The sequence below is a fragment of the Devosia sp. A369 genome, assembly GCF_054489345.1.
In genome coordinates this window covers 11,389-33,545 of the sequence record NZ_JBTMWV010000024.1, presented here as the reverse complement: position 1 = coordinate 33,545, position 22,157 = coordinate 11,389, and the positions used below count along the sequence as shown (strand labels likewise).

20 protein-coding genes are annotated in these 22,157 nt (G+C 60.6%); 15 read left to right on the top strand and 5 right to left on the bottom strand.

Annotated features, from left to right (window positions below; genetic code table 11):
- Nucleotides 1-37: 37 nt before the first annotated feature.
- The 3 genes from ACX3OZ_RS18620 (at nucleotide 38) to ACX3OZ_RS18610 (ending at nucleotide 4,878) form a co-directional block, all read left to right on the top strand.
- Nucleotides 38-784 (top strand): SDR family oxidoreductase, encoded by a 747-nt coding sequence (locus tag ACX3OZ_RS18620; protein WP_459105167.1) that lies wholly within the window; start codon nucleotides 38-40, stop codon nucleotides 782-784.
- A 122-nt stretch (nucleotides 785-906) separates the two neighbouring features.
- Nucleotides 907-1,869 (top strand): DMT family transporter, encoded by a 963-nt coding sequence (locus tag ACX3OZ_RS18615; protein ID WP_459105166.1) that lies wholly within the window; start codon nucleotides 907-909, stop codon nucleotides 1,867-1,869.
- Nucleotides 1,870-2,370: 501 nt separating this feature from the next.
- On the top strand, nucleotides 2,371-4,878 hold the full coding sequence (locus ACX3OZ_RS18610; protein ID WP_459105165.1) for a PIG-L family deacetylase: 2,508 nt from the start codon (nucleotides 2,371-2,373) through the stop codon (nucleotides 4,876-4,878).
- A gap of 596 nt (nucleotides 4,879-5,474) precedes the next feature.
- On the opposite strand, the gene ACX3OZ_RS18605 is transcribed toward ACX3OZ_RS18610, so the two are convergent.
- Nucleotides 5,475-5,936, bottom strand: coding sequence for a hypothetical protein (locus ACX3OZ_RS18605; protein ID WP_459105164.1), 462 nt, complete (start codon nucleotides 5,934-5,936; stop codon nucleotides 5,475-5,477).
- Between the two features lie 100 nt (nucleotides 5,937-6,036).
- Between ACX3OZ_RS18605 and ACX3OZ_RS18600 the strand changes: the two genes are divergently transcribed.
- A complete protein-coding gene (locus ACX3OZ_RS18600; protein ID WP_459105163.1) occupies nucleotides 6,037-6,666 on the top strand; it encodes a helix-turn-helix domain-containing protein in 630 nt (209 codons plus the stop codon).
- Nucleotides 6,667-6,714: 48 nt separating this feature from the next.
- Here the strand turns inward: ACX3OZ_RS18600 and ACX3OZ_RS18595 are convergent, their stop codons facing one another.
- The 4 genes from ACX3OZ_RS18595 to ACX3OZ_RS18580 all read right to left on the bottom strand — a co-directional run bounded on the left by ACX3OZ_RS18595 (nucleotide 6,715) and on the right by ACX3OZ_RS18580 (nucleotide 10,520).
- Complete coding sequence (locus ACX3OZ_RS18595) at nucleotides 6,715-8,409, bottom strand: recombinase family protein (protein WP_459105162.1); 1,695 nt, start codon at nucleotides 8,407-8,409, stop codon at nucleotides 6,715-6,717.
- A complete protein-coding gene (locus tag ACX3OZ_RS18590; protein WP_459105161.1) occupies nucleotides 8,406-8,942 on the bottom strand; it encodes a DUF2924 domain-containing protein in 537 nt (178 codons plus the stop codon). The genes ACX3OZ_RS18595 and ACX3OZ_RS18590 overlap by 4 nt, the downstream gene beginning before the upstream one ends.
- Nucleotides 8,939-9,541 carry a DUF3489 domain-containing protein gene (locus ACX3OZ_RS18585; RefSeq protein WP_459105160.1) on the bottom strand — a complete coding sequence of 201 codons (603 nt, stop codon included), beginning with the start codon at nucleotides 9,539-9,541 and terminating at the stop codon, nucleotides 8,939-8,941. The genes ACX3OZ_RS18590 and ACX3OZ_RS18585 overlap by 4 nt, the downstream gene beginning before the upstream one ends.
- 448 nt (nucleotides 9,542-9,989) lie before the next feature.
- Entirely contained in the window at nucleotides 9,990-10,520 is a 531-nt protein-coding gene (locus ACX3OZ_RS18580; protein WP_459105159.1) for an Lrp/AsnC family transcriptional regulator, read from the bottom strand.
- 388 nt (nucleotides 10,521-10,908) lie between these two features.
- Between ACX3OZ_RS18580 and ACX3OZ_RS18575 the strand changes: the two genes are divergently transcribed.
- From ACX3OZ_RS18575 to ACX3OZ_RS18525, 11 genes are all read left to right on the top strand, one after another.
- Entirely contained in the window at nucleotides 10,909-11,946 is a 1,038-nt protein-coding gene (locus tag ACX3OZ_RS18575) for an ABC transporter substrate-binding protein (protein ID WP_459105158.1), read from the top strand.
- A gap of 34 nt (nucleotides 11,947-11,980) precedes the next feature.
- Nucleotides 11,981-13,048 (top strand): ABC transporter ATP-binding protein, encoded by a 1,068-nt coding sequence (locus ACX3OZ_RS18570; protein WP_459105157.1) that lies wholly within the window; start codon nucleotides 11,981-11,983, stop codon nucleotides 13,046-13,048.
- A complete protein-coding gene (locus tag ACX3OZ_RS18565; protein ID WP_459105156.1) occupies nucleotides 13,045-13,905 on the top strand; it encodes an ABC transporter permease in 861 nt (286 codons plus the stop codon). Before ACX3OZ_RS18570 ends, ACX3OZ_RS18565 begins: the two co-directional genes overlap by 4 nt.
- The gene (locus ACX3OZ_RS18560; RefSeq protein WP_459105155.1) at nucleotides 13,902-14,711 is read left to right on the top strand and encodes an ABC transporter permease; all 810 of its coding nucleotides are present in this window, start codon (nucleotides 13,902-13,904) and stop codon (nucleotides 14,709-14,711) included. The genes ACX3OZ_RS18565 and ACX3OZ_RS18560 overlap by 4 nt, the downstream gene beginning before the upstream one ends.
- A gap of 9 nt (nucleotides 14,712-14,720) precedes the next feature.
- Nucleotides 14,721-15,656, top strand: coding sequence for a 2-hydroxyacid dehydrogenase (locus ACX3OZ_RS18555; RefSeq protein WP_459093946.1), 936 nt, complete (start codon nucleotides 14,721-14,723; stop codon nucleotides 15,654-15,656).
- Between the two features lie 102 nt (nucleotides 15,657-15,758).
- Complete coding sequence (locus tag ACX3OZ_RS18550; RefSeq protein WP_459105154.1) at nucleotides 15,759-16,412, top strand: cupin domain-containing protein; 654 nt, start codon at nucleotides 15,759-15,761, stop codon at nucleotides 16,410-16,412.
- A 59-nt stretch (nucleotides 16,413-16,471) separates the two neighbouring features.
- Entirely contained in the window at nucleotides 16,472-17,377 is a 906-nt protein-coding gene (locus tag ACX3OZ_RS18545; RefSeq protein ID WP_459105153.1) for a C-terminal binding protein, read from the top strand.
- Entirely contained in the window at nucleotides 17,374-18,141 is a 768-nt protein-coding gene (locus ACX3OZ_RS18540; RefSeq protein ID WP_459105152.1) for a glucose 1-dehydrogenase, read from the top strand. Before ACX3OZ_RS18545 ends, ACX3OZ_RS18540 begins: the two co-directional genes overlap by 4 nt.
- Nucleotides 18,142-18,166: 25 nt before the next feature.
- Nucleotides 18,167-19,003 carry a 5-deoxy-glucuronate isomerase gene (locus ACX3OZ_RS18535; protein ID WP_459093950.1) on the top strand — a complete coding sequence of 279 codons (837 nt, stop codon included), beginning with the start codon at nucleotides 18,167-18,169 and terminating at the stop codon, nucleotides 19,001-19,003.
- Between the two features lie 122 nt (nucleotides 19,004-19,125).
- Nucleotides 19,126-20,610 (top strand): NAD-dependent succinate-semialdehyde dehydrogenase, encoded by a 1,485-nt coding sequence (locus ACX3OZ_RS18530; RefSeq protein ID WP_459105175.1) that lies wholly within the window; start codon nucleotides 19,126-19,128, stop codon nucleotides 20,608-20,610.
- A gap of 13 nt (nucleotides 20,611-20,623) precedes the next feature.
- Complete coding sequence (locus ACX3OZ_RS18525) at nucleotides 20,624-22,009, top strand: aminotransferase (RefSeq protein ID WP_459105151.1); 1,386 nt, start codon at nucleotides 20,624-20,626, stop codon at nucleotides 22,007-22,009.
- The last annotated feature ends 148 nt before the right edge of the window (nucleotides 22,010-22,157 follow it).

Below are 22,157 nucleotides of genomic sequence, written 5' to 3'. Positions count from 1 at the left end.
TCGCAATAAAAATAGACTTTATTATGCGGGGATCGCCTTGAACAATTATAATTTCGAAGGACGTGCGGCGGTTATTACAGGTGGAGCTCAGGGAATTGGCTTTGCCGTTGCCAAGAAACTCCATGAGTCCGGTGCCCGGATCAGCATCTGGGATTTCAACCAGGCCATGCTTGACCGGGCCGGTGAGGAACTCGGGCCGGAGGTGCTTGGCGTTTGTGTCGATATTACCGATGTAGACGCCGTGGCCGCCGCAGCGCAGCGGACCGAGGCGCATTTCGGCAGCCTTGACGTATTGGTTCATTCGGCGGGCGTGGCCGGCAAGAACGCCCCTCTCGACGAGTATGACGTGAATGAATGGCGCAGGGTCATTGAGGTGAATCTCAACGGCACCTTCTATGTCAACCGCGCGGTCGTGCCTGGCATGAAGCGACGCAACTACGGTCGGATCGTCAATATTGCCTCCATCGCCGGCAAGGAAGGCAACCCCAACGCCTCCGCTTATTCCGCCGCCAAGGCCGGCCTGATCGGCATGACCAAGTCGCTTGGCAAGGAGGTGGCGTCCTACAATGTCGCCGTCAATTGCGTAACGCCCGCAACAGCCGACACCTTGATCCTCAAGGAGCTCAAGCCGGAGTTTATCGAGTATATGCTGTCCAAAATTCCCCGCGGGCGCCTGCTCGATGTTGCCGAGGCCGCCAACATGATTGCCTGGCTGGTGAGCGAGGAAAACAGCTTCACGACCGGCGCGGTGTTCGACCTGTCAGGCGGCCGCGCTACCTATTGACCGCCCTGGACAAAGCGGCGTCGGGCAGGCGCCCCTTGTTTAAAACTTACTATCGATGCCATCGGCTTTCTCGGTCGAATGCTTGACCAGCCCACCCCAAACCTCTGTTATTGGAGCTCGAGATGCCGCTCGGCGTCATACTTGCGTTCATTGCCTTCGTCGTCTTTTCGGTTGCCGATGCGCTGATCAAAACGACGGGGTCGGGGCTTTCGGTTTTCGAGATCGCCTTTTTCACCACGACATTCTCGATCATACCCCTCGCCTTGTTCAATCGTCAGGAACGCTGGCGCGGCATTTACAAACTGAGGCACCCCTGGCTGGTGCATCTGCGCTGTGGCACGACGATTGCTGGTACCGCCTGCGTCATGTACGCCTTCACCCATATCGCCTTCGCCGACGTCTATGCCATTGGCTTCATGACGCCTTTGTTCGTGACGCTGCTGTCTGTGTTGCTGTTGCACGAGAAAGTGGCGCTGCATCGCTGGGCTCTGCTGCTGATCAGTTTCCTGGGCGTCGTACTGGTCGTCCGTCCCGGTTTCAATGAGCTTGCGGCTGGCCATTGCCTGATGTTGCTGGGCGCCATTCTGGGGGCAATCACCAACACTATCCTGCGCCATGTCGCGGCATCGGAAAGACGCATCAGCCTCGTCGGACTGCCCGTGCTGTATTCGGCCGTTGTCAATGGCTTACTAATGATCCCGACCTTCGTGGTTCCTAGCCTGGAACAAATGGCGCTGATGCTGGCCAACGGGCTGTGTGCCGGTACGGCCTGGCTGTTGCTGATCCAGGCCAGCAAGCTATCGCCGGCCAGCCTCATCGCACCAGTGCAATATACTCAGCTCGTCTGGGCGATGCTGTTCGGTGCGCTACTGTTCGGTGAGTATCCCGACGGGGTAGCCATCATTGGCATGATGGTTGTCGTCACCGCCGGCCTGTTCAACGTGGTCACGGAAAAATGGCAAATCCGCCGGAGACCGCGTGTCGTGACGACGCTTGCTACCGCAATGCGCGAACCACTGCTCGTGGAGGAGCCGACGAGCCAGCCACAGGTTTCCGTCTCCAAGTTCGGCGGCCAGGCAGGCTAGTTGCTCTGCCGTATCGTATTGGCGGACTCTCCGGTCCGTGGGCAGTCCTCGCTGTCTGAGGAATAGAACGAGAATAACAAACCTACTGTGGGTACAAAAACCGACGTATGTCATAAGCTAAGCCTCTTTCGGCCGCCCCTGCGCATGTGTCCGCGTAGGCGCAAGCGTGCTGCCTCGTGCGGGTGCCCGCTTTTGGGATGCGGCTAGGGTCTGCTCAACGTCTGACATGGGGCGCGTTGCCGCCTGGCAGCAAACGACCGGTGAGTTCAACCGGTCACTACAACACCTTCTGTAGCCTATCGGCCGGGGTCTCGAAATCCAGGGTTTTTCGGGGTCGCTGATTAAGACGACGCAAGTGCAGGGCAGGGTGCAGACATCCGCGAGTTAATAGTAACTCACTTGAGTTGTGTTAATCGACGTCCCATAGTGTGCCCTGCGGCTGTCGGAGAGAGTCTGCCCGGAGGGGGCAGGCGATGCGGTCGCGGAGAGGAATTCCAACTCATGACCCGTTTGACTCGGCGAACCTTCATCGCCTCAGTGCCGCCGCTGCTCGCGGCTACGCAGATTCCCGCCTGGGCCGCGCCCGCATCACATCTGGAACTGATTGCGGCCCAGAAGGGGGAGCCGGCCATTGTTAAGCTGTATCGACAGCTTGAACGCCTGACCTCCACCGTCACTCTCATGACCACCGGCGCCCATCCGGACGACGAGCCTAGCGGCATGCTGGCGGCTTTGCGCCATGTCTATGGCATTCGCCCGGTGCTCTACTGCATCACCCGTGGCGAAGGCGGACAGAACGCTATCGGCCCGGAGCGCGGCTCGGTTCTCGGCGTGCTGCGTACCCGCGAAATGACCGAAGCTTCGCGCTCGCTTGATGCGTCGCTGGCCTTCGGCGGTCAGGGCCACGATGACAGCGTCCATGACTTCGGCTTCTCCAAGGACCCGAATCAGACCATCGACCGCTGGGGCCGCGACCGAGTCATCGAGCGCATGACCTGGGCGTTCCGCTACTACCGCCCCGACGTAATCATGAACTGCTTCCTCGACGTGGGTGGCCAGCATGGCCACCACCGCGCGGCCAACGTCGCAACCTTCGTGGTTGCCGAACTGTCGGGCAATCCGGACGAATTCTCCAACCAGATCACGGCTGGCCTCAAGCCCTGGACTGTTCCCAAGATTTACCAGCCCGCTTATGGCGGCGGCGGCGGCGTCTATGATGACGAGACGCCTCCTCCTCCCCAAACCCTGATCGTCCGCGCGCCCGAGCGAGACCCGATCTCCGGCGCCACCTTCCCGCAAATGGGCGAATGGTCCCGCTCCTGCCACCTGACACAGGGCATGGGCCGCTGGCAGCCTGAACCCAAGACAGAATGGGAACTCAACCTAAGCTGGGCCGCCAATGGTGAAGCCGGCAAGCAGGAAGAAGACATCCGCGAAGGCCTTATCGCCACCGTTGGGCACATAGCCGAACTCGACGGCATGCCGACTTCGGCTGCCGACGCGCTGCGCAATGCTCAGGGACTGATCGAAGAAGCCATTGCCGATTATGCTGACCCGGTTGTCGTCGTAAGCAAGCTGGCGGAAATCGGCAAGGCAATGGCCGAAGCTCGCGCCACCCTGCCGGTCGAACTGGAGGATAATGTCGCACACCGCCTCGATCGCAAGATCAAGGAAGTGGACCTTGCCCTTGCAACTTCCGCTGGCATGAATATCCGCGCCTACACCGATGGTGGCGACCTGCGACCCGGCCAGGATATTATGGTCAAGACCATCGTCGACGCGCCTGAGGCCATTGCGGTGGAGAGCATCGCCGTTATCGCCCGGGACGGTATCAGCAGCGAAGCGGCTGATGACGGGGTCAAGGTGAGCATTGCGGCCGATGCCGACCTCACCAACCCTCTGGCCGAACAGTTCGATCCATTGGGTGGTAATGGTGACGCCTTCGTGCGTCTGACTGCCAATATTGCTGGCCACAAGGCCGTGCTGGACATCGACCTTGAAGATGCTCTGCGCATACTGCCCCCAGCCTCGCTCGAGCTTCAGCCCGACGCCGTGGTGTTCAACACCGAAAACGAAATCTCGCCGGTCGCCATGACCGCCGTGGTTTCTGGCGCGACTACTGCAGACCTCGACTTCAACCTGCCTGACGGCTGGACGATGACGGCAACGGGCGAAACCGGTAGTGAAGCCGGCACCTATGAGCTGGCCCCGCCGGCCGAGCTCGGCACCGAGCGCATCACCATCGCGCCCAAACTGCTCGACAAGCAGGCCTATGCCATCAACGTGTTCTCCTATCCCCATATCGGCCGCTCCGTCGTGCCGACGGAGGTGGCGGTACCGGTGCAGTCCGTTGGAGCGCTGATTCCGGAAGGCAAGATTGGCTATATCGGGGGCGGCAACGACAATGTTGCGATCTGGCTCCAGCGCCTGGGTGTCGACCTCAAGGAACTCAGCCCGTCCGACATGGAAGCCGGTGCCTATCGCGACCTGGATACGCTGGTCGTGGGCATCTTCTCCTTCGGTCGCCGCAAGGATCTGGTGGCAGCGCTCGATGGCGTGCATGAATGGGTCCGAAATGGCGGTCACTTGGTAACACTCTATCATCGTCCGTCGGACGGCTGGACGCCAGAGACCACGCCCCTAGCGTTCCTCAAGATCGGCACCCCATCGATCCGCTATCGCGTGACCGACGCCACCGCAGCCGTCACCGTGCTCGAGGCCGATCACCCGCTACTCAACTACCCCAACATTATCGGTCAGGAAGACTGGGACAACTGGGACAAGGAGCGCGGGCTCTACTTTGCATCGGAGTGGGACGAAGCCTACATGCCCTTGCTCGCCATGAACGACCCGGGCGAAGAGCCGCTCACCGGCTCGCTGCTCTCGGCAGAGATCGGCGAGGGTCGCCACACCCATACGAGCCTAGTCCTGCATCACCAACTGGACAAGTTGACCCCGGGCGCCTTCCGCCTGATGGCCAACCTGATCCAGCCGGCCAAGAAGCGCTAGTGCCGCAACGCAAGCATCCGGTCCGCGCCATCCTCCCTGGCGCGGACCGCCCTACCGTGGTGCGATCCATGGTAGAAGCCTCGGATCAGCGCGCTGACCGGGGCTTTTTTGTTTGCAGGGAACACCCACATGCACCGGCTGCTGTTCTAGCCACCATTGGCGATTGTGGTGCATAGGTGGCACAAATGCAGAGGGAAGGTCGATGGGGCACAGGCCACCACGCTATTGGGTACTCTGTCCGCCTTCTTTGCTTTGCATCTTGCAGCGGATCTGGCGCTTGCGGCCCCTGACGTGACAATCGCTGCATGTCCGCTTTAGCGGTCGCGTGACCGAAAGCTGCCGGCCTGTACCTCCCATTCCGGCAGTGGTCTTTCAAGAGCAGACCGGAAGCTTTCGGGACATGCAGATGGCGGCCCGAATGGCCGCAATGGGCGGTACCTAGCAATGGTCGCCAACGCAGTGGCGTCAATGGTGTGATGCCATTTTCGTGGAAGATTAGCCATACCTGCCTAATCTGCCCAAGATTAGCGAGTTCTTGGGGCTCTTAGATCTATTGAAGGCCATTTTTGGCGCGTTTTGTGCCGCGGGCTATCGCCTCATTGGAAGATTTCCATGGTGGTCAGATCAACGTAGTATCTCTCGTCGCCACACCGTACGAAGTATGCTTTTCGTGGCCTCAGGTTCACCGACGCCATAAACCCGTTGGACTCTGCCAACTGGGTTTCAGTGCACAAGTTCCCATCAATCAAGCGCTGCGCAGCTTGTAGGAGTTGGGGCCGATAAATGTTGAAATCATCAGAGCCGCCAATCGATTTGGCCAGGCCCGTGGCGCCTTCGGCCGGATCGGCGGGCCGATCCTCGGAAAGACTGGTTTCCGCAACCCATTCTGCGAATTGGCCGTCGACAATGCCATTGCTCTGGGTGCACTGAGCATTGCCGGTATCGACATAGTCACTCCGACCATTGTTGCAGGACGCGTCATAATACTTTGACACCCGCACCCAGCCGTCCTGGGTCTCCAGGGGATGCACGCCTTCTCGATAGTAGAATTCGCCCACAACGCCACAGGTCAGAGCGGGGCAGCTGTGTCGCGCCAATCGTTGCGCGGTCACCCAAACGGTACCTTCCGGAGAGCTCGTATTTGGCGTGGAGGTACTTGTGGAGCTCGCCATCCACATGACTATGCCAACGCTGAGCGCGCCGAGGAGAGCTAGACTCGCGATCAAGTATGGCGGTCTCGGCGATGGTCCGATTTGCGCCGACACCGGCCCAGAGCGACTGGTGGAGCTGGACGTCAGTTTGGTGGCGTTGCGTTTGCCAAATGTCTGTTGCTGCACTGTGCAGTCCCCTTTGCTGTTTAGCAAAAGACTACATTTTGTTCCTGAAGTATTCCGTAACGTTCGTGGATGGATTGATGCCTATCGGGAACAAATCGTTCCTATGGACATCTTCGCCAGACGACTTCGAGAACGTGCAGAGCAGCTTGGCATCTCCAATGCCGAGGCCGGCCGGCGAGCTGCCTTGGACGAACGGCGTTACGCCCATTACGCCAATGGTCGCCGGGAGCCTGACCTTGCCACACTCGTCAGAATTGCCGCGGCACTCGCGACGACGCCGAACTGGCTTCTGGGTTTATCGAACGAAGGGGAGAGCAGTTCCGCGCGAACTGACTTGCTCGAGCGCCTGCAGCAGGCCGCCGTGACCATGCCCGAGACGGAGCTACGGCTCTTTTGCATTCAGGCCGAGGCCATCGCCCGCACGCTGGGAGAGACCGGCAAGAAGCGCTGACATGCCGTTTGCTGATGCCCGCACGGGCATGAGCGCGGCCCTTTTGGCTTAACCCCGCTCAACCAAAGCCAAGGTGTCGATCTGGGATTGCCAGCTAAGGTCGAGCGCCGGGCGTGCTCGATCCAGCAAACCCGGCGAACTCTTACCGCTGAGAATGTCCTCTACAATCCGCGGTGCGAGATATGCCAGGGGCAAGATCCGGCTGATATAGGCTGCACTGCGGTTTTCAGCTGCCGCGAGCTGGGTCATCGAGCCAACCTCGCCATTGGCGAGACGTTCGGCCCACCGGCGCGCTCTAACCACAGCGGCAACCAGTTCGGTGTCGGGCCGCAGATTGTCTGGTCCGGCCACAACCATTTTCATCTGCGGACCACGCCGCCTGATGACGAGCGGCGCTCGGAAGCTGATAACGTCGCTGTGTGGATCGGCGTTCGCCGGCCAAGCGGTGCTTTCTGGCTGTCGAATGTCGAGCAGCCGGTGCAAACCGGTTCGTGAAATCTCCAGCTCTAGCTGGGTATCGCGATATCGAACCTTGGCGATCACATCGCGAACAACAATGTGCTGCGGCTGGCCCAATCGCTGCCCCAGAAGCTCAGCGCTCCGCTGCGCGTGGTACAGCGCCCCAGCGATTTGGTCCGCACTCACCTCGCCCAAGTCACCGATCAATTGCTGTTGGTTCATCAAGTACGCGCGGAGGGCGGCCAGGGTGGCGGCTTCGATATCGCCAGCGGCCAATCGCCGTGGTGTTTTTCCGGCAACAACGTCCTCGACATAGTATCGATAGCGCCGCGCGCCCTTGTTGGCGTGAGTGGCAATAAAGCGGTTGCCATCTTCCGAGCAGAGTAATCCAGCCAGAAGGTGGGTTTCTGCCGCTGCACGACGGCGTCGACTGCGCGGACCTTGGGTGTTGGTTTGAAGCTGAGCCTGCACAGCGGCCCATGTCTTCGCATCGATGATGCCCTCATGCTGCCCGGGATGTGAGACGTTCCTATGTGGCACACGGCCAATGTAGATCGGGTTGGACAGAAGCTTATAGAGGTGGCCGCGCGTAAAGTTGCGGTTGCCATGCTTTCTGGCATTCGCGGACAGGCGTGGCGCCGTCAGTATATTGTCCGCCTTGAGACGCTCCAGCAGAGCCGGCACATTGCCCACGTCCAAATAGCGCTGGAACACCTGCCGGATGGTGGTGGCCTCCTCATCATTGATAAACAGGCGCCGGTCGCGGGCGTCGTATCCCATCGGGATCACGCCGCCCATCCACATCCCCTTCTTCTTGCTGGCCGCGATTTTGTCGCGGATACGCTCGCCGGTAATCTCGCGCTCAAACTGGGCGAACGACAACAACACGTTGAGCATCAGCCGACCCATTGAGGTCGTGGTATTGAACTGCTGCGTCACAGAGACAAACGACACGTTGTGTTTGTCGAACGTCTCAGCCAGCCGCGCAAAGTCGGTGAGCGATCGGGTCAACCGGTCGATCTTGTAGATGACGATGATGTCGATCTTGCCGTCGCGTAACTGGTCCATCAGTCGGGCGAGCGCTGGGCGCTCCATATTACCGCCGGAAAAGCCACCGTCATCGAATCGGTCGGGAATGAGCTGCCAGCCTTCATGGGCCTGGGATCGGATATAGGCTTCGCAGGCCTCTCGCTGCGCCCCCAATGAGTTGAAGTCCTGCTCAAGACCTTCCTCGGACGATTTGCGCGTGTAGATCGCGCAGCGAAATCGTGTTTGCTCGCTCATGCCGCGATATCCTCGCGCGTTGCTGCGGCGGCGCGCCGCGGCGAATTGGCGGCTTTGGGCGCGAGGAGGCCGAAGAATTTGGGGCCAGACCACTTGGTCCCCGTGATCGCAACGGCTGTGGCAGATAAAGTCTTGTACAACCCGCCACGCCACACGAAGCCGCCCTCCACAACATCCACCAGGTGGGTTGTCCCGTTCCATTCCCGCATGAGACGCGTGCCGGGTGACAGCGAAGCGCGAGCATCGAACACCACCACTTTGGTGGGCTGCAATCCATCCGCGCCCACAGTCGATGGACGCACGTCGAGGGACTTGCCGTAGTTCCGGAGCTGGCGAAGCGCCGCCGGCTTAAGACCGCCAAAGGCCAGCTCCTGCAGGCGGTATGCGATGGCCAGACGTAAGAAGGGGGATTGCATTTTGGCAGGCGGCTCGGTCTTGAGCACCGCGCGCCATCGTATTCGCAGCGCCTTGGCGTCCATGTCGCGCAGTGCATCGACGTCTTGTGCCACGTCAACCGGGGTCCGGCGTTTCACAACCCGCTCCCATGGCCGCTTGCATTGACCGCCGCAGCCGATCTGCTTTTCTCGGCGGGTGGCGCCTCTGGCATCTCAATGCGATAGACCCGGCCGCGCCCGCCTACCAAAGTCGACGAGATCGTATGGCTGTGCTGTTTCTTCAGCGCACCGCTGATGGCTCCGCGCACTGAGTGCTTCTGCCATCCCGTGACGGTCACTAACTCCTCAATCAGGGCTCCCTGTGGGCGCTGCATGAGCATGACCAGGGTTTGTAGCTTTGAAGCTGGCGGTGGCATTCCGCCGACCGCAGGCCTCTGCTGGATGATGGCGGCCGCGGACTTTCCGTCACCTGTCACCATAACGCCGATTGTGACGAGGCCAAGCTCGGTGATCAGCAAGGTTGTATCGGCAGCATCGTCGTTCTTGTGCCAAATCTCATCGCCGTCCTCGGCTGCTACCTCTGCCAGCAAGCCATCATCGACGAGTTCTGCCACGCTCTGGCGAACCATCATGGGACCTCTGCCAATCGTCGAAGGTACGGGCAGGGCCCGCAGGCTATCGCGTGCCGCCGCATTGGCGAGGATGACTCGGTGGGTGTCTGTCAGAGTTTTGCGCATCGTATGTCCTCAGGTAAACCCCAGTTTGGGGGCCTTGCACTGAGGCGAGCCCGGAGTGGCTGCCGGGCTTCGGTTCGATACCCACAGCAATGCGTGGTTGCGCGGCGAAGTCCAGTCCTTTGGTCACGAAGGCTTTCCGTTATGGCCGCTTCGCGCGCCATTTCTGAAATTAGGCGCTATACCGCCTCGCCCCAAAGCTGCCACCCCGAATGGCAAGTCGACGATCGATTTGCTGCTAACGACTAGGCCCCCTTCCGGCAACACTTTGACCAGTAAAGCCGAGGGCTTTGGAAACGTCGATCCCGAGGATCGGTTGGGCTATACTCATCGGGCCTATCCCTGTGATGCGGGGTTATGAGCCGGCTCAATCAGAGGGCCGAGGCCAAGTAACGCAAGCGGTCCGCCGTCCGAAGGGGCCGAAAGTCTGCGGCGGCGGCTAAGCATTGATCTAAAATTGATCCGACAGTGCAGTGGCGTCGCTGTCGCGCCTGATGTCCAAAATCTCCTGCACCGTGAGGCGGCGGTCCTTTATCGTCTTGGTGACGATATAGGTGAAATAGCGATCGACGCCGAGATTGGCGTCCAGCATGTCATCGATGAGCTGCTGATACTGCGACACGGTTTGAGCTGCGACCTTTATAGAATAGTCCACGCCGCCGCCCAATGCGAAACACTCGGTGATCATCGTGGTATTGCGCACATAGTTCTCAAACATGCCGAAATCGACGGCACGGTGCGTCTTGAGAATGATATGAGCCTGAAACATCTGCAGATTGCCGAAAATGGCAGGATTGATGACCGCGTGATAGGACTGGATCAACTTGTTCTGTTCGAGCTTCTGCATCCGCTCGAAACACGCGCTGACGGACAGGTTGATCTTGTTGGCGAGGTCCGTCTTGCTGATGCGCCCTTCGGTCTGAAGCATCGAGAGCAGGCGCAGATCTATCTCGTCGAGTTTAATCCGAGGTGCGCTTGCCATGGGCTCAGTTCCTTGATCGAAAAATAGTCGGGAAGTATGCGTTTTTCCGCAGTATTTTCGGTTTAGTCAATTATCAGCCATTCCCTGCCTAACGGGCAAGAAACACACCTGCATCGCTCTGGTTAATGGTGGTGGCCCCGGAAATTCGGCCTTATTCTGCGCCATATATTAGGGCAAATCGCGATTTTGGCGCGAAATTAGTCATGCGGCGTGACGCCGCGCCGATTTTCATATGTCAGATTCCAGATTTTTCCGCAAAAGTTTCTGTTATGGCCGCTGTTACGAGAACTTTTTCGTCGCTAAAGCCCTAATTTAAGCCAGGTCGGAAGCATAAGAAGGCGCATGTCCAAATTTGGCGCACGTCCGACGGGAAACAAGGAGAATTCCGATGAGATTGAAACTGGCTCTGCTATCCACGGTCGCTCTGTCCGCTTTTGCCGGCAGCGTGGTTGCCCAGGAGAACGTGCTCTATGTGGCCGGCAATGGCGGCTCGCAGGAAGAGCTGATGCGCGCCGAAGTTTTTCCCGCCTTTGAAGCCGAGACCGGCATCAAGGTGGTCTATTCCGCCGGTAACTCGGCTGCGGTGCTGGCAAAGCTGTTGGCGCAGGAGGCCAATCAACAGGTCGACATCGCCATGATGAATACCGGTCCGATGACTCAGGCGATCGATCTCGGCCTGTGCCTGGATCTCGACCTCTCCGCGCATGAAGCAAATATCTATGATTTCGCCAAGTTCAAGTCCGGCAAGGCCGTCAGCTTTGGCGTGGTTGGCCTCGGACTGGCTTACAACACCGACACTTTCGCCAAGGAAGGCTGGGATGCGCCCACCTCCTGGACCGCGCTTGAAGATCCGAAATTTGCTGGCCGGGTCGTGTTCCAGCCGCTGAACAACACCAATGGCCTGCTGGCCCTGATCAAGCTTGCCGAAATCCATGGCGGCGACCTTGAGAATCTCGATCCTGGCTTCAAGGTTATGGCGGAAAAGATCGCGCCCGGTGTGCTGAGCTTCGAGCCGGCCTCTGCCCGTCTGGCCGAGATGTTCCAGAGTGGTGAGGTTGATCTGGCGGTGTGGTCGTCCACCCAGGTTCAGGTGCTGGCCGCCAGCGGCTTCCCGGTTGAGCTGGCATATCCGTCCGAAGGCGCCATGGCGATCAGCAACGACGTCTGCGCGGTCAAGACGGCCTCGCCCAAGCCGGAGGCGGAGGCCTTCGTGAATTATCTGGTCTCGCCTGAGGTGCAGGAGGTGCTGGCAAAGGGCCTCGGCTTTGGCCCTATCAACAAGCTGGCTGAACTGACGGCAGAGGAAGCCGTTGGCGTTCCCTATGGCCCGGACAAGGTGTCGAACCTGGAAAATGTGGATTGGAACTATATCAACGCCAACCGCGAGGCATGGGACACGCGCTGGGTTCGTGAAATCGAGCGCTAAGACCACCACACTGCTATTTGAGAAGGCGTTGCCCATGAGTGCCGCTGCTACTACGCCAACGGCGTCATTTTTGGAGATCGCCGGACTGTCCAAGGCCTATAACAAGGTCACAGTCGTCGATCAGTTCGCTTTATCTGTCGAGGAGGGGGAGTTCATCTCTCTCCTCGGCCCTTCAGGATGCGGCAAGACCACGACCCTGCAGATGCTGGGCGGCTTTGTTGATCCTACCAGCGGCAGTATCCAGCTTGAAGGCCGCGACCTGATTGCCACGCCGCCGAACAAGCGCGGACTGGGGATGGTTTTCCAATCCTATGCGTTGTTCCCGCATATGACGGCGGCCCAGAATATTGCCTATGGCCTTGAAGTCCGTGGTGTCGGCCGCGCCGAACGGGATGAGCGCGTTCAAAAAGTGCTCGAACTGGTGGGGCTGGCAAGCTATGGCGACCGCTATCCGCGCCGCATGTCGGGCGGGCAGCAACAGCGCGTCGCGCTGGCCCGGGCGCTGGTCATTCAGCCGCGCGTCCTGCTGCTGGATGAGCCGCTGTCCAACCTTGACGCCAATCTGCGCGAAGAAATGCAGATCGAGCTGCGTCGTATCCAGCAGACGACGGGGACGACGACGGTTCTGGTCACTCATGATCAGGCCGAGGCCATGGCCTTGTCAGATCGTATCGTGCTGATGCGCGCCGGGGCTATCGAGCAAATCGGTGCGCCCGAAGAAGTCTATGCCCGGCCCTGCAACAGCTTCGTTGCCAGCTTTCTCGGCAAAACCAATCTTTTTGCCGGTTATGTCGATGATAGCGGCGGCCGAATTACCGTCGGCGGCTATAGTTTTGCAGCGCCGGACAATGCGCGCCCCGGCGCCACCATCGTGGCGGTGCGGCCGGAAAAGCTGGGCTTTGGCGAAGACGGGTTGCGGGGCGTGGTGCGCAATTGCGTGTTCCAAGGCACGCAATGGCTGCTCGAAATCGACACTGAGCAGGGCCTCGCAGTGAGCCAGCGGCAAAATCTTGGTCCGCGCCCGCCAGCCGTGGGTGAAACCATCGGCCTGGTGTTCGACGCCAGTGATGTCCATCTGATTGCGCCCGAGGCGTCACCGTGAGTGGGCTTCGTCGCGGGCTGCCTTATCTGCTGTCGCTGCCGGCAGCATTCCTGTTTGTAGTTTTCCTGCTGCTGCCGCTCCTGGGCACGCTGATCCTGTCGCTGCAGGATTTCAGCCTGACGACCGGCATCATGCCGGTTTACGAACTCGCCAATTACATCGAGATTTTCTCGGATAGCTACTTCTTTGAAATTTTCGCCAGAACCGCGAGAATTGCTGTCTTCACGACCCTGCTGACCGTGGCCATTGGCGCTCCGGAAGCCCTCATCCTGATGCGGATGAAGGCGCCATGGCGGGGCATTTTCCTGCTCGTGGCGCTCGGCCCCCTGCTGATTTCGGTGGTATCCCGCTCGCTGGGATGGGCTCTGCTGATGGGCGGGAATGGCATGATCAATCAGGCGCTCAAGGCACTGGGCCTCATCGAGCGTCCGGTGCAGATGATGTATACCGAATTTGGTGTCGTGATCGCCCTGACCCATGTGCTGCTGCCATTCATGATCATCGCCGTGATGACCACCTTGCAGCGGCTCAACCCGCAGGTCGAAAATGCGTCCTATTCGCTTGGCGCCGGTCCCATCACCACCTTCCGACGCGTGATCCTGCCGCAAATGCTACCGGGCATCATGGCTGGCGCCATCCTGGTCTTCGCCATGGCCGCCAGTGCCTTCGCGACGCCCCAAATCATCGGCGGTCGGCGCCTCAAGGTCATTGCCACGCTGGTCTATGACGAGTTCCTGTTCAGCCTCAACTGGCCGCTTGGGGCGGCGCTGGCCATGATCCTGTTTGCGGTGATCATCGCTGTCGCCATCGGCCTGAACGGCGTTGCCGAACGTTATTTCGCGAGGATGTACAAGTGAGCGGACGCAACGGTTTCTGGTGTTTGCTGTTCCATGGCGTGTTCGTCTTCTTCGTGCTGTTGCCGATCGTGATTGTTTGCGTGGTTGCCTTCACCCCGCTGGGCTATCTGTCCTTGCCGCTCGATGGGCCGTCACTGCGCTGGTTCGAGGCTTTGCTGAACAATCAGGATTTCATGGCCAGCTTTCAGGCTAGCCTGGTTCTGGGCAGTATCTCCGCCACGCTGGCCGCCCTGTTCGCGGTTCCCACGGCCATGGCAATCGTGCGCTTTGAGTTTCCGGGCCGCACGGCGCTGCTCAGCCTGTGCATGTCGCCGCTGATGGTGCCATCGATCGTGCTGGGTGTGGCGTTTCTGCGCTTCCTGTCCCAGATCGGGCTGGGCGGGACGATGTTCGGGCTGGTGATCAGCCATGTCATCATCATCACCCCCTTTGTGCTGCGCACGGTGATGAACTCATTGGGCTCGCTGGATCTGGCGCTGGACAATGCCGCCGCATCCCTGGGGTCCAGTGCGTTGACAACCTTCCGCCGCGTCACCCTGCCTCTGATCGCGCCGGGCATCGTGTCGGGTTGGGTGCTGGCGTTCATCAACAGCTTCGATGAAGTCACGATGACGATCTTTATCGCCTCGCCGGGCCTGACCACCCTGCCGGTACGGCTGATGCTCTACATCGAAGACTCCATCGATCCGCTGGTTGCTGCGGTTTCAACCGTACTCATCGTTCTGGCGGTCGTCGCCATGCTCATTCTGGACCGTCTCTTTGGCATCGACCGGATGCTGATCGGGACCACTGACAAAGACAAATAGGAGGTTGCCATGAAGCTCTTGGTAAAATCTGGTGGCCGCGAGGCCATGAACGAGTGGAAGGATCACTTCCACGCCGCAAACCCGCGCATTGAGGTCGCCTATTGGGAAGATACCGGCGACCTCGCTTCGGTTGACTATGTCATGGCGTGGGAGCCACCGGCTGGGTGGCTGGCAACGCTGCCAAACCTGAAAACGGTGTTCTCGTCGGGCGCCGGGGTGGATCACATCACCAAGGATCCAGCCTGGCCGCGCCAGATTCCTCTGGTGCGCATGGGCGGCGTCGACATGGCGCAGCGCATGGGCGAATTCGTGGTGTGGTCCGCATTGTCCCTGCTGCGCGATACCCATGATTTCGCGCTGGGTCAGGCGACGCGCGAATGGCGCTACAAGGAAGTCCTGTATTCGGCTGCCGATCGCAAGGTTGGAGTCATGGGGCTGGGCAATCTGGGGGCCCGAGCCGCAACAATGCTGTCAGCCGTGGGCTTTCCGGTTCAGGGCTGGAGCCGTTCGGCAAAATCCCTGCCCGACATCAAGACTTTTGCCGGTGCCGACCAGTTCGACGCCTTTCTGGCGGACGTCGACATCCTGGTTTGCCTGCTGCCGGTGACGCCGGATACGGTCGATATCATCGATGCAAAGCTGCTGGCCAAGCTGCCGACCGGTGCCCAGATCATCAATGTCGGCCGCGGTCAGCATGTGGTGGAAGCGGATTTGATTGCGGCGCTGGATAGCGGGCACATCGCTGGTGCTGTGCTCGACGTGTTCCGTGTCGAGCCGCTTGCCAAGGATAGCCTGCTTTGGGCCCATGAGCGGATCACCCTGACCCCGCATATCGCTTCGACGCCGACCCGGGCCGAAAAGGCGCAGTTTGTGGCGCGCTGTATCGGGTTGCATGAAGCAGGCGAAGCGCTGCCCAATATCTTCGATCCAAGGCGCGGCTACTAACCCGCCTTCACCAGCAAGCAGCCGCCCTGCCGACCACTCGTCAGGGGCTGACTCTTCACACCCTGAAATTGCGCATCAGCGCCCAAGCAAAGTGTGCCCATCATGACCACCGGAATTTTCAAACTCACCGATACTCAAAGCTGGACCGAGGCGTTCAGCGACGCCGCATTGGCGGTGTCATGCTACACCGGCCCATTGCCGGCCAATGGCGCCGCCTTGGCCGATGCCTATGTTTTTGGTCAGCTGCGGAGCGGTACGCTCAGCATCGCCGGCAGCGACCGCGTGGTCCAGACTGGTGACATTTTCGCCCTGGAGCCGGGCCAGGCCAATGGCTGGTCGCCATCGGCAGATGCAGCGGGCTATGTGATGGTACGCCGCGATGACGCCGCCGCAATGGGCGCGCCGGTCGTGGCTTCGCGCAGCGACCTCGTAGCCATTCCGCCCTCCAATCCCACGCCCGCCCATCTGCTGATCAGCGGCGACCCGAAACAGGGCGATCTGGTATTCTGCGCGGGTGCCGACGGGCAGTGGAATGTCGGCGCTTGGGAAACCAGCCCGTATCACCGCGTCCCGACCACCTTCCCCAAGCACGAGCTGATGTATCTGCAGGATGGCTGGCTTGAGCTGACGATCGAAGGCGGCGGGGCGCATCGCTTCGTGGCCGGAGACAGCTTTGTCGTTACCAAGGGAACGGTCTGCGACTGGAAGACCGGTGGCCTGCGCAAATTCTACGCAACCTTCACGCCAAAGGCATAATCATGGGCAAAGCGGTCGTAATCGCACCGGGTTATGCAGACCATGCCACGGAAGCCGACATGCTGGCGCCGCTGGGGATGACGCTGTCCGTGCTGGACTGGCATGGCAACCGCGCGGAACTGTTCGCCGGGCTTCACGAGGCGGCGATCATCTTCGTTCGCGATACGCCGCTTGATGCCGATGTCATCAAGGCCTGCGCCAAGGCCAAGGGCATTGTTCGCTACGGCGTCGGTGTCGACCGGATCGATCTGGAACAGGCCAGAGCACAGGGCATCAAGGTCGCCAATATCCCTGATTATGGCGCTGACATTGAGGTCGCCGACCAAACTCTGGCGCTCTATCTCGCCCTGCAGCGCCGCGTCGTCAGCCACGACCGGGCGGTCCGCTCCGGCATTTGGGGTATCGGTCAGGAGCAACCCATCCAGCGCATCGCCGGCAAGACCCTCGGATTAATCGGTTTCGGGCGCATTGCCCGGGCCGTCCGGGCCCGCTTCGCCGCTTTCGGCGTGGTCGGCGTGTTGGTGCATGATCCCTATCTCAGCGCCGGCGATGCTGCGGCGCAAGGCGTGCAGTCGGTAAGCCTGGATGCGCTCGCGCGTGGTTCGGACATCGTCTCGATCCATGCACCGGTGGCCGATCCGGATGCCCCCATGATCAATGACGGTTTCCTGTCCGCCATGCGTCCAGGTTCGGTGCTGCTGAACACCGCGCGCGGCGCGCATGTAGATGAAGCGGCACTGGTCCGTGCATTAACGGGTGGAGCGCTGTTTGGCGCAGGCCTCGATGTGTTGCGCCAGGAACCGCCCGAGCGGGACCATCCGCTGCTGGGTCTGCCCAATGTGGTACTTTCCGACCATGCCGGCTGGTATTCGGAAGCCACAGTGGCGTCGTTGCAGCGCCAGGCCGGTGAGGCCGCCGTGGCGATCCTGAACGGGCAGACGCCAGCCAACTGGGTGAACCCATGAGCCGGGGTGCGTTCGATCTAACGGGCAGGATTGCCCTGGTGACCGGCGGCGGCAGCGGTCTTGGCCTGGCCATGGCGCGCGGGCTGGCCGAACATGGCGCCTCCGTTGTGCTGGTCGGACGTGACGCCGGCAAGCTGGAACACGCTGTCGAGCTGATCCAGGGGGGCGGCGGCCAGGCTGGCGCAGCCGTTTGCGACCTGCTGGACCCGGTTGCACTCGATGAACTCGTCCGCCGCACCGAGGAGCAGCATGGCGCCATCGACATCCTGATCAACAATGCCGGCATCCAGCACCGGCAGGCGGCGCTTGAGGTCGAGGATGCCGACTGGGCGCGTGTGCTCGACACCAATCTTACGGTTCCGTTCCGCCTGGCCCGGCAGGTCGGACGGGGCATGGTCAGTCGTGGCCATGGTAAGATCATCAACACCCTCTCGGTGCTGTCGAGCCTGGGGCGGCCTTCGATTGTGCCCTACACGGCGGCCAAGGGCGGGCTGAAAATGCTTACCAAGGGGTTGGCCGTCGAATTGGCGCCGTCAGGGGTGCAGGTCAATGGCATCGCCCCGGGTTACATCCTGACCGAGATGAACACCGCCCTGAGCGAAGACCCGGTCTTCAGCTCCTGGCTGATGGGCCGCACGCCGGCAAAGCGCTGGGGCCAGCCGCAGGACCTGTCCGGCGCGGCTGTGTTTCTGGCGTCAACCGCTTCCGATTTCGTGACTGGCCATGTGCTCGCCGTCGATGGCGGCCTGACCGCTTCAGTTTAGCCCGAACTTCAACCAGGAGAGCCCCATGAGCCTCATCATCCGCAATGCCGACAATGCCAACCGCGCTATCGTTGACGCCAGCAACCCGCATCTGCAAGACGTCTATTTCAACCGTATCAGTCTGGCCGATGGCGAGTCGGTTACCCTGGAGGTTCCCGGCTTCGAGACGGTTGTGGTCGTGCAACGCGGCGTCTGCCGTGTTGCCGTCGGCAGTGCGCTGTTCGAAGGCATCGGCCGGCGGGCCGATATCTGGTCGGGCAAGGCCGATTCCGTCTATGCTGGCACCGGCAATGCCATCACCATCACGGCCACCGGGGCGGTGCTGGAAGCGATCGTGGCTGGCGGCGCCTGCGCCGAGAGCCATGCGCCATTCCGCGTGACGCCTGACGAGGTCCAGAGTGTCGTCGTCGGCTCGTCCGACACTAAATCGAAGCGGGAAATTTTCCACATCCTGGGGCAGAACGCCAATGGTCGGGCGGGAAATCTGCTGGTCAGCGAACTCTATGCGGAAGACGGCTGCTGGTCGGGCTATCCGCCGCACAAGCACGACACCCATCGGGATGGCGAGACCAATCACGCCGAACTCTACCACTATCGCTACAATCCGCCGACCGGGTTTGGCGGCCAGTTCCACTATCACAACGACGGCACGCCGGAGGCCGTGATGACCCTGGACGGCGACAGCTACCTGCTACCGACGGGCTATCACCCCACCGTAACGTCGCCGGGTCATCAGGCCTATGTCTTTACCATTCTGGTCGGCCGTGATCAGCGGGGCCTCGTGCAGTTTTTCGACCCCGAGCACGCCCACCTGATCGACTATATCCCGGGCCTGGGCGCGATGCGCGATAAGTTCAAATAGCCGAAAATTCTTCGGCAACAGCGGCTTTTCCCGCGAAAAAACCTTTGGCGCCCATGTGCTTGGGCAGCATTTTTGGGCGCCATAACCCTAGTCTTGGGTAGTCGCAGGCCTGAGGACGCATGATGAACGCAATCGCCGTTAATTTCCCCGTTAGCCAGTCGTGGATGCCGGCCGACGGCAGCCTGATGCCGGGCAAGGCCTATTATGACGGGGGCTGGCATAGCGGTACGGCGCCGATGACGCCCGTGACCAATCCAGCCAATGGCGTGGTCATTGGCCATGTGCCGTCCCTGGGAGCAGATGCAACGCAATTGGCGATTGCCGCTGCCGACGCCGCCTTTATCGGCTGGCGGGCCATGCTGCCACAGCAGCGGTCGAACATCATCCGGAAATGGTTTGAATTGATTCGCGACGCCCGTGAAGACCTGGCGATTATCATGACGCTGGAGCAGGGCAAGCCGCTGCATGAGGCGCGGGGCGAGATCGACTATGCCGCCAGCTTCGTGGAGTGGTTCGCCGAGGAAGCGAAGCGCATCGACGGCGAAATACCAATGAGCCATCTGCCCGGCCGCTCCATGCGCGTGGTGCGCGAGCCGATCGGCGTCGTCGCCTGCGTTACGCCGTGGAATTTCCCCTGCGCGATGATTACCCGCAAGGCGGCCGCGGCCTTGGCAGCCGGTTGTACAGTCGTGATACGGCCAGCTAATGAAACACCGTTCTCGGCGCTGGCTTTGGCGGTGCTTGCGGAACGTGCCGGCTTCCCCGCCGGGGTGTTCAACGTGCTGACCGGGCCCTCGCGCGACATCGTTGGTGAAATGACCGCGAATCCGCGCATCCGCGGCCTGAGCTTCACTGGATCGACGTCGGTGGGAAAGCAACTGGTCAGGGCCTGCGCCGGCACGCTCAAGCGCGTCTCCATGGAACTGGGCGGGCATGCCCCATTTCTGGTGTTTGACGACATAGATCTGGATCGTGCGGTCGCAGCCGCCATCGACGCCAAATTTCAAACCACGGGGCAGGATTGCCTGGCGGCGAACAGGATTTTTGTGCAGCGCAGCATATATGAGCAATTCCTCGAAAAATTTACCGCCGCTGCCCAAGCCCTGCGGGTCGGAAACGGCTTTGCAGCCGGGGTTATGCTGGGCCCGCTCATGCATGAACGTGCGGTCAACAAATGCCTTGACCAGATTGCCGATGCGACCGCTGCCGGGGCGCGATTGCTCACCGGGGGTGAGGCCAACGGGCTGTTCCTGACGCCGGCCGTGCTGGCAGATGTGCGACCGGATATGGCGATCTTCCGCGAGGAAACCTTCGGGCCCGTCGCCGCAATCCTGCCATTCGATACCGAGGCAGAGGCACTAGCGGCCGCCAATGACACTGAATATGGCCTGTCTGCCTATCTTTTTACCAATGACCATAACCGCATCTGCCGGGTAACCGCAGCGCTGCGCAGCGGGATGGTGGCGGTCAACTGCGTGAAGATGACTGGGCACCCCATTCCCTTTGGAGGCGTGCGCGATAGCGGGTTGGGCCGCGAAGGCGGGCGACACGCGATCTCCGAATTCACTGACCTGAAATATGTCTGCGCCTCTTACGACGCTGTCTGAGCAAGGAACTATCATGGACGACCGCATCAACGACCTGTCTACCGTCGACAGAGAATATATTTTCCACCCTTCGACCCATCTCGCTCAGTTCGAGCGCGGTGATATCCCGAACCGGGTCATGACCGGCGGCAGTGGGGTCTATGTTCGGGATCGTGACGGTCTGGAAAGTCTGGACGCCTTCGCCGGCCTCTACTGCGTCAATATCGGCTATGGCCGCACCGAAGTCGCGGATGCGATCTACGCCCAGGCGCAGAAGCTGGCCTATTACCATGCCTATGTTGGTCACTCGAACGAGCAGATCATCAACCTGTCTGAACGTATCGTGCGCTCTGCCGGCATGGGCATGAGCAAGGTCTATTATGGCCTGTCCGGATCGGACGCCAACGAGACCAATCTCAAGCTCGTCCGTTACTACAACAACGTGCTCGGCCGCCCGACCAAGAAAAAGGTCATCTCGCGCCATCGTGGCTATCACGGGTCGGGCCTGATGACGGGCAGCCTGACGGGCCTGCAGTCGTTCCATAACTCGTTCGACCTACCCATGGACGGCATTCTGCACACCGCTTGCCCGCATTACTGGCGCTATGCCCAGCCCGGCGAGAGCGAGACCGATTTTTCGTTGCGTTTGGCGGCCGAACTTGAGGCGCTGATCCTGCAAGAAGGGCCGGAAACCATTGCGGCCTTCATCGGCGAACCCGTGCTCGGAACCGGTGGCATCGTGCCGCCGCCCGAGGGCTATTGGGCCGCGATCCAGGCTGTGCTGCGTAAGTATGACGTGCTGCTGATTGCTGACGAAGTGGTCACCGCCTTTGGCCGGACCGGCCAGTATTTTGGTTGCCATACCTACGATATCCAGCCCGATATCATCACCATCGCCAAGGGTTTGACCTCAGCCTATCTGCCGCTGTCGGGTTCGATCATTGGCAAAAAGGTTTGGGATGTGCTGGTCGAAGGCAATGACAGACTGGGTCCCTTGGGCCACGGCTGGACCTATTCGTCACATCCCGTTTGTGCCGCTGCCGCCAATGCCAACCTGGATATTGTCGATGGTGAAGACCTCACCGGCAACGCCGCCCGCACCGGCGGCTATTTGCAGCGCCGGCTGCGCGAAACCTTCACCGACCATCCCCTGGTCGGAGAAGTGCGTGGCGTTGGCCTGATGGCCGCCCTGGAATTCGGGACTGGCGCCGAGCGTCGGGATTCCTTCGCTGTCGACCTCAAGGTCGGTCCGCGTGTATCGGCGGCGGCCCTCGAACTCGGCATGATCGCCCGCGCCATGCCGCAAGGCGACATCCTTGGCTTCGCGCCCCCGCTGGTGATCACTGAGGCTGAGGTCGACAAGATCATCGACATCACGCAGCGCGCCGTCAACCAGGTTCTCGACGAGCTTTCTCGCTAGGCCGGGCTTCCCATCGCTGCTTGGACAAAGCAGCGATGGGGAAGCATTGCCGTCAGCATGTCGGTGGTCGATCGATAGCGAGCGGGACACCCGCAAAAACCTTGATGGCCAGGCAATTCGACGAGTTCGCAGTCGAACATAATGGAAT

Bases quoted from the DNA above. Each gene is read 5' to 3' on its own strand.
- ACX3OZ_RS18595 (WP_459105162.1), bottom strand. From the start codon at position 8,409: ATGAGCGAGCAAACACGATTTCGCTGCGCGATCTACACGCGCAAATCG.
- ACX3OZ_RS18575 (WP_459105158.1), top strand. From the start codon at position 10,909: ATGAGATTGAAACTGGCTCTGCTATCCACGGTCGCTCTGTCCGCTTTT.
- ACX3OZ_RS18615 (WP_459105166.1), top strand. From the start codon at position 907: ATGCCGCTCGGCGTCATACTTGCGTTCATTGCCTTCGTCGTCTTTTCG.
- ACX3OZ_RS18570 (WP_459105157.1), top strand. From the start codon at position 11,981: ATGAGTGCCGCTGCTACTACGCCAACGGCGTCATTTTTGGAGATCGCC.
- ACX3OZ_RS18550 (WP_459105154.1), top strand. From the start codon at position 15,759: ATGACCACCGGAATTTTCAAACTCACCGATACTCAAAGCTGGACCGAG.
- ACX3OZ_RS18585 (WP_459105160.1), bottom strand. From the start codon at position 9,541: ATGCGCAAAACTCTGACAGACACCCACCGAGTCATCCTCGCCAATGCG.
- ACX3OZ_RS18545 (WP_459105153.1), top strand. From the start codon at position 16,472: ATGCTGGCGCCGCTGGGGATGACGCTGTCCGTGCTGGACTGGCATGGC.
- ACX3OZ_RS18535 (WP_459093950.1), top strand. From the start codon at position 18,167: ATGAGCCTCATCATCCGCAATGCCGACAATGCCAACCGCGCTATCGTT.
- ACX3OZ_RS18555 (WP_459093946.1), top strand. From the start codon at position 14,721: ATGAAGCTCTTGGTAAAATCTGGTGGCCGCGAGGCCATGAACGAGTGG.
- ACX3OZ_RS18530 (WP_459105175.1), top strand. From the start codon at position 19,126: ATGAACGCAATCGCCGTTAATTTCCCCGTTAGCCAGTCGTGGATGCCG.
- ACX3OZ_RS18525 (WP_459105151.1), top strand. From the start codon at position 20,624: ATGGACGACCGCATCAACGACCTGTCTACCGTCGACAGAGAATATATT.
- ACX3OZ_RS18580 (WP_459105159.1), bottom strand. From the start codon at position 10,520: ATGGCAAGCGCACCTCGGATTAAACTCGACGAGATAGATCTGCGCCTG.
- ACX3OZ_RS18610 (WP_459105165.1), top strand. From the start codon at position 2,371: ATGACCCGTTTGACTCGGCGAACCTTCATCGCCTCAGTGCCGCCGCTG.
- ACX3OZ_RS18540 (WP_459105152.1), top strand. From the start codon at position 17,374: ATGAGCCGGGGTGCGTTCGATCTAACGGGCAGGATTGCCCTGGTGACC.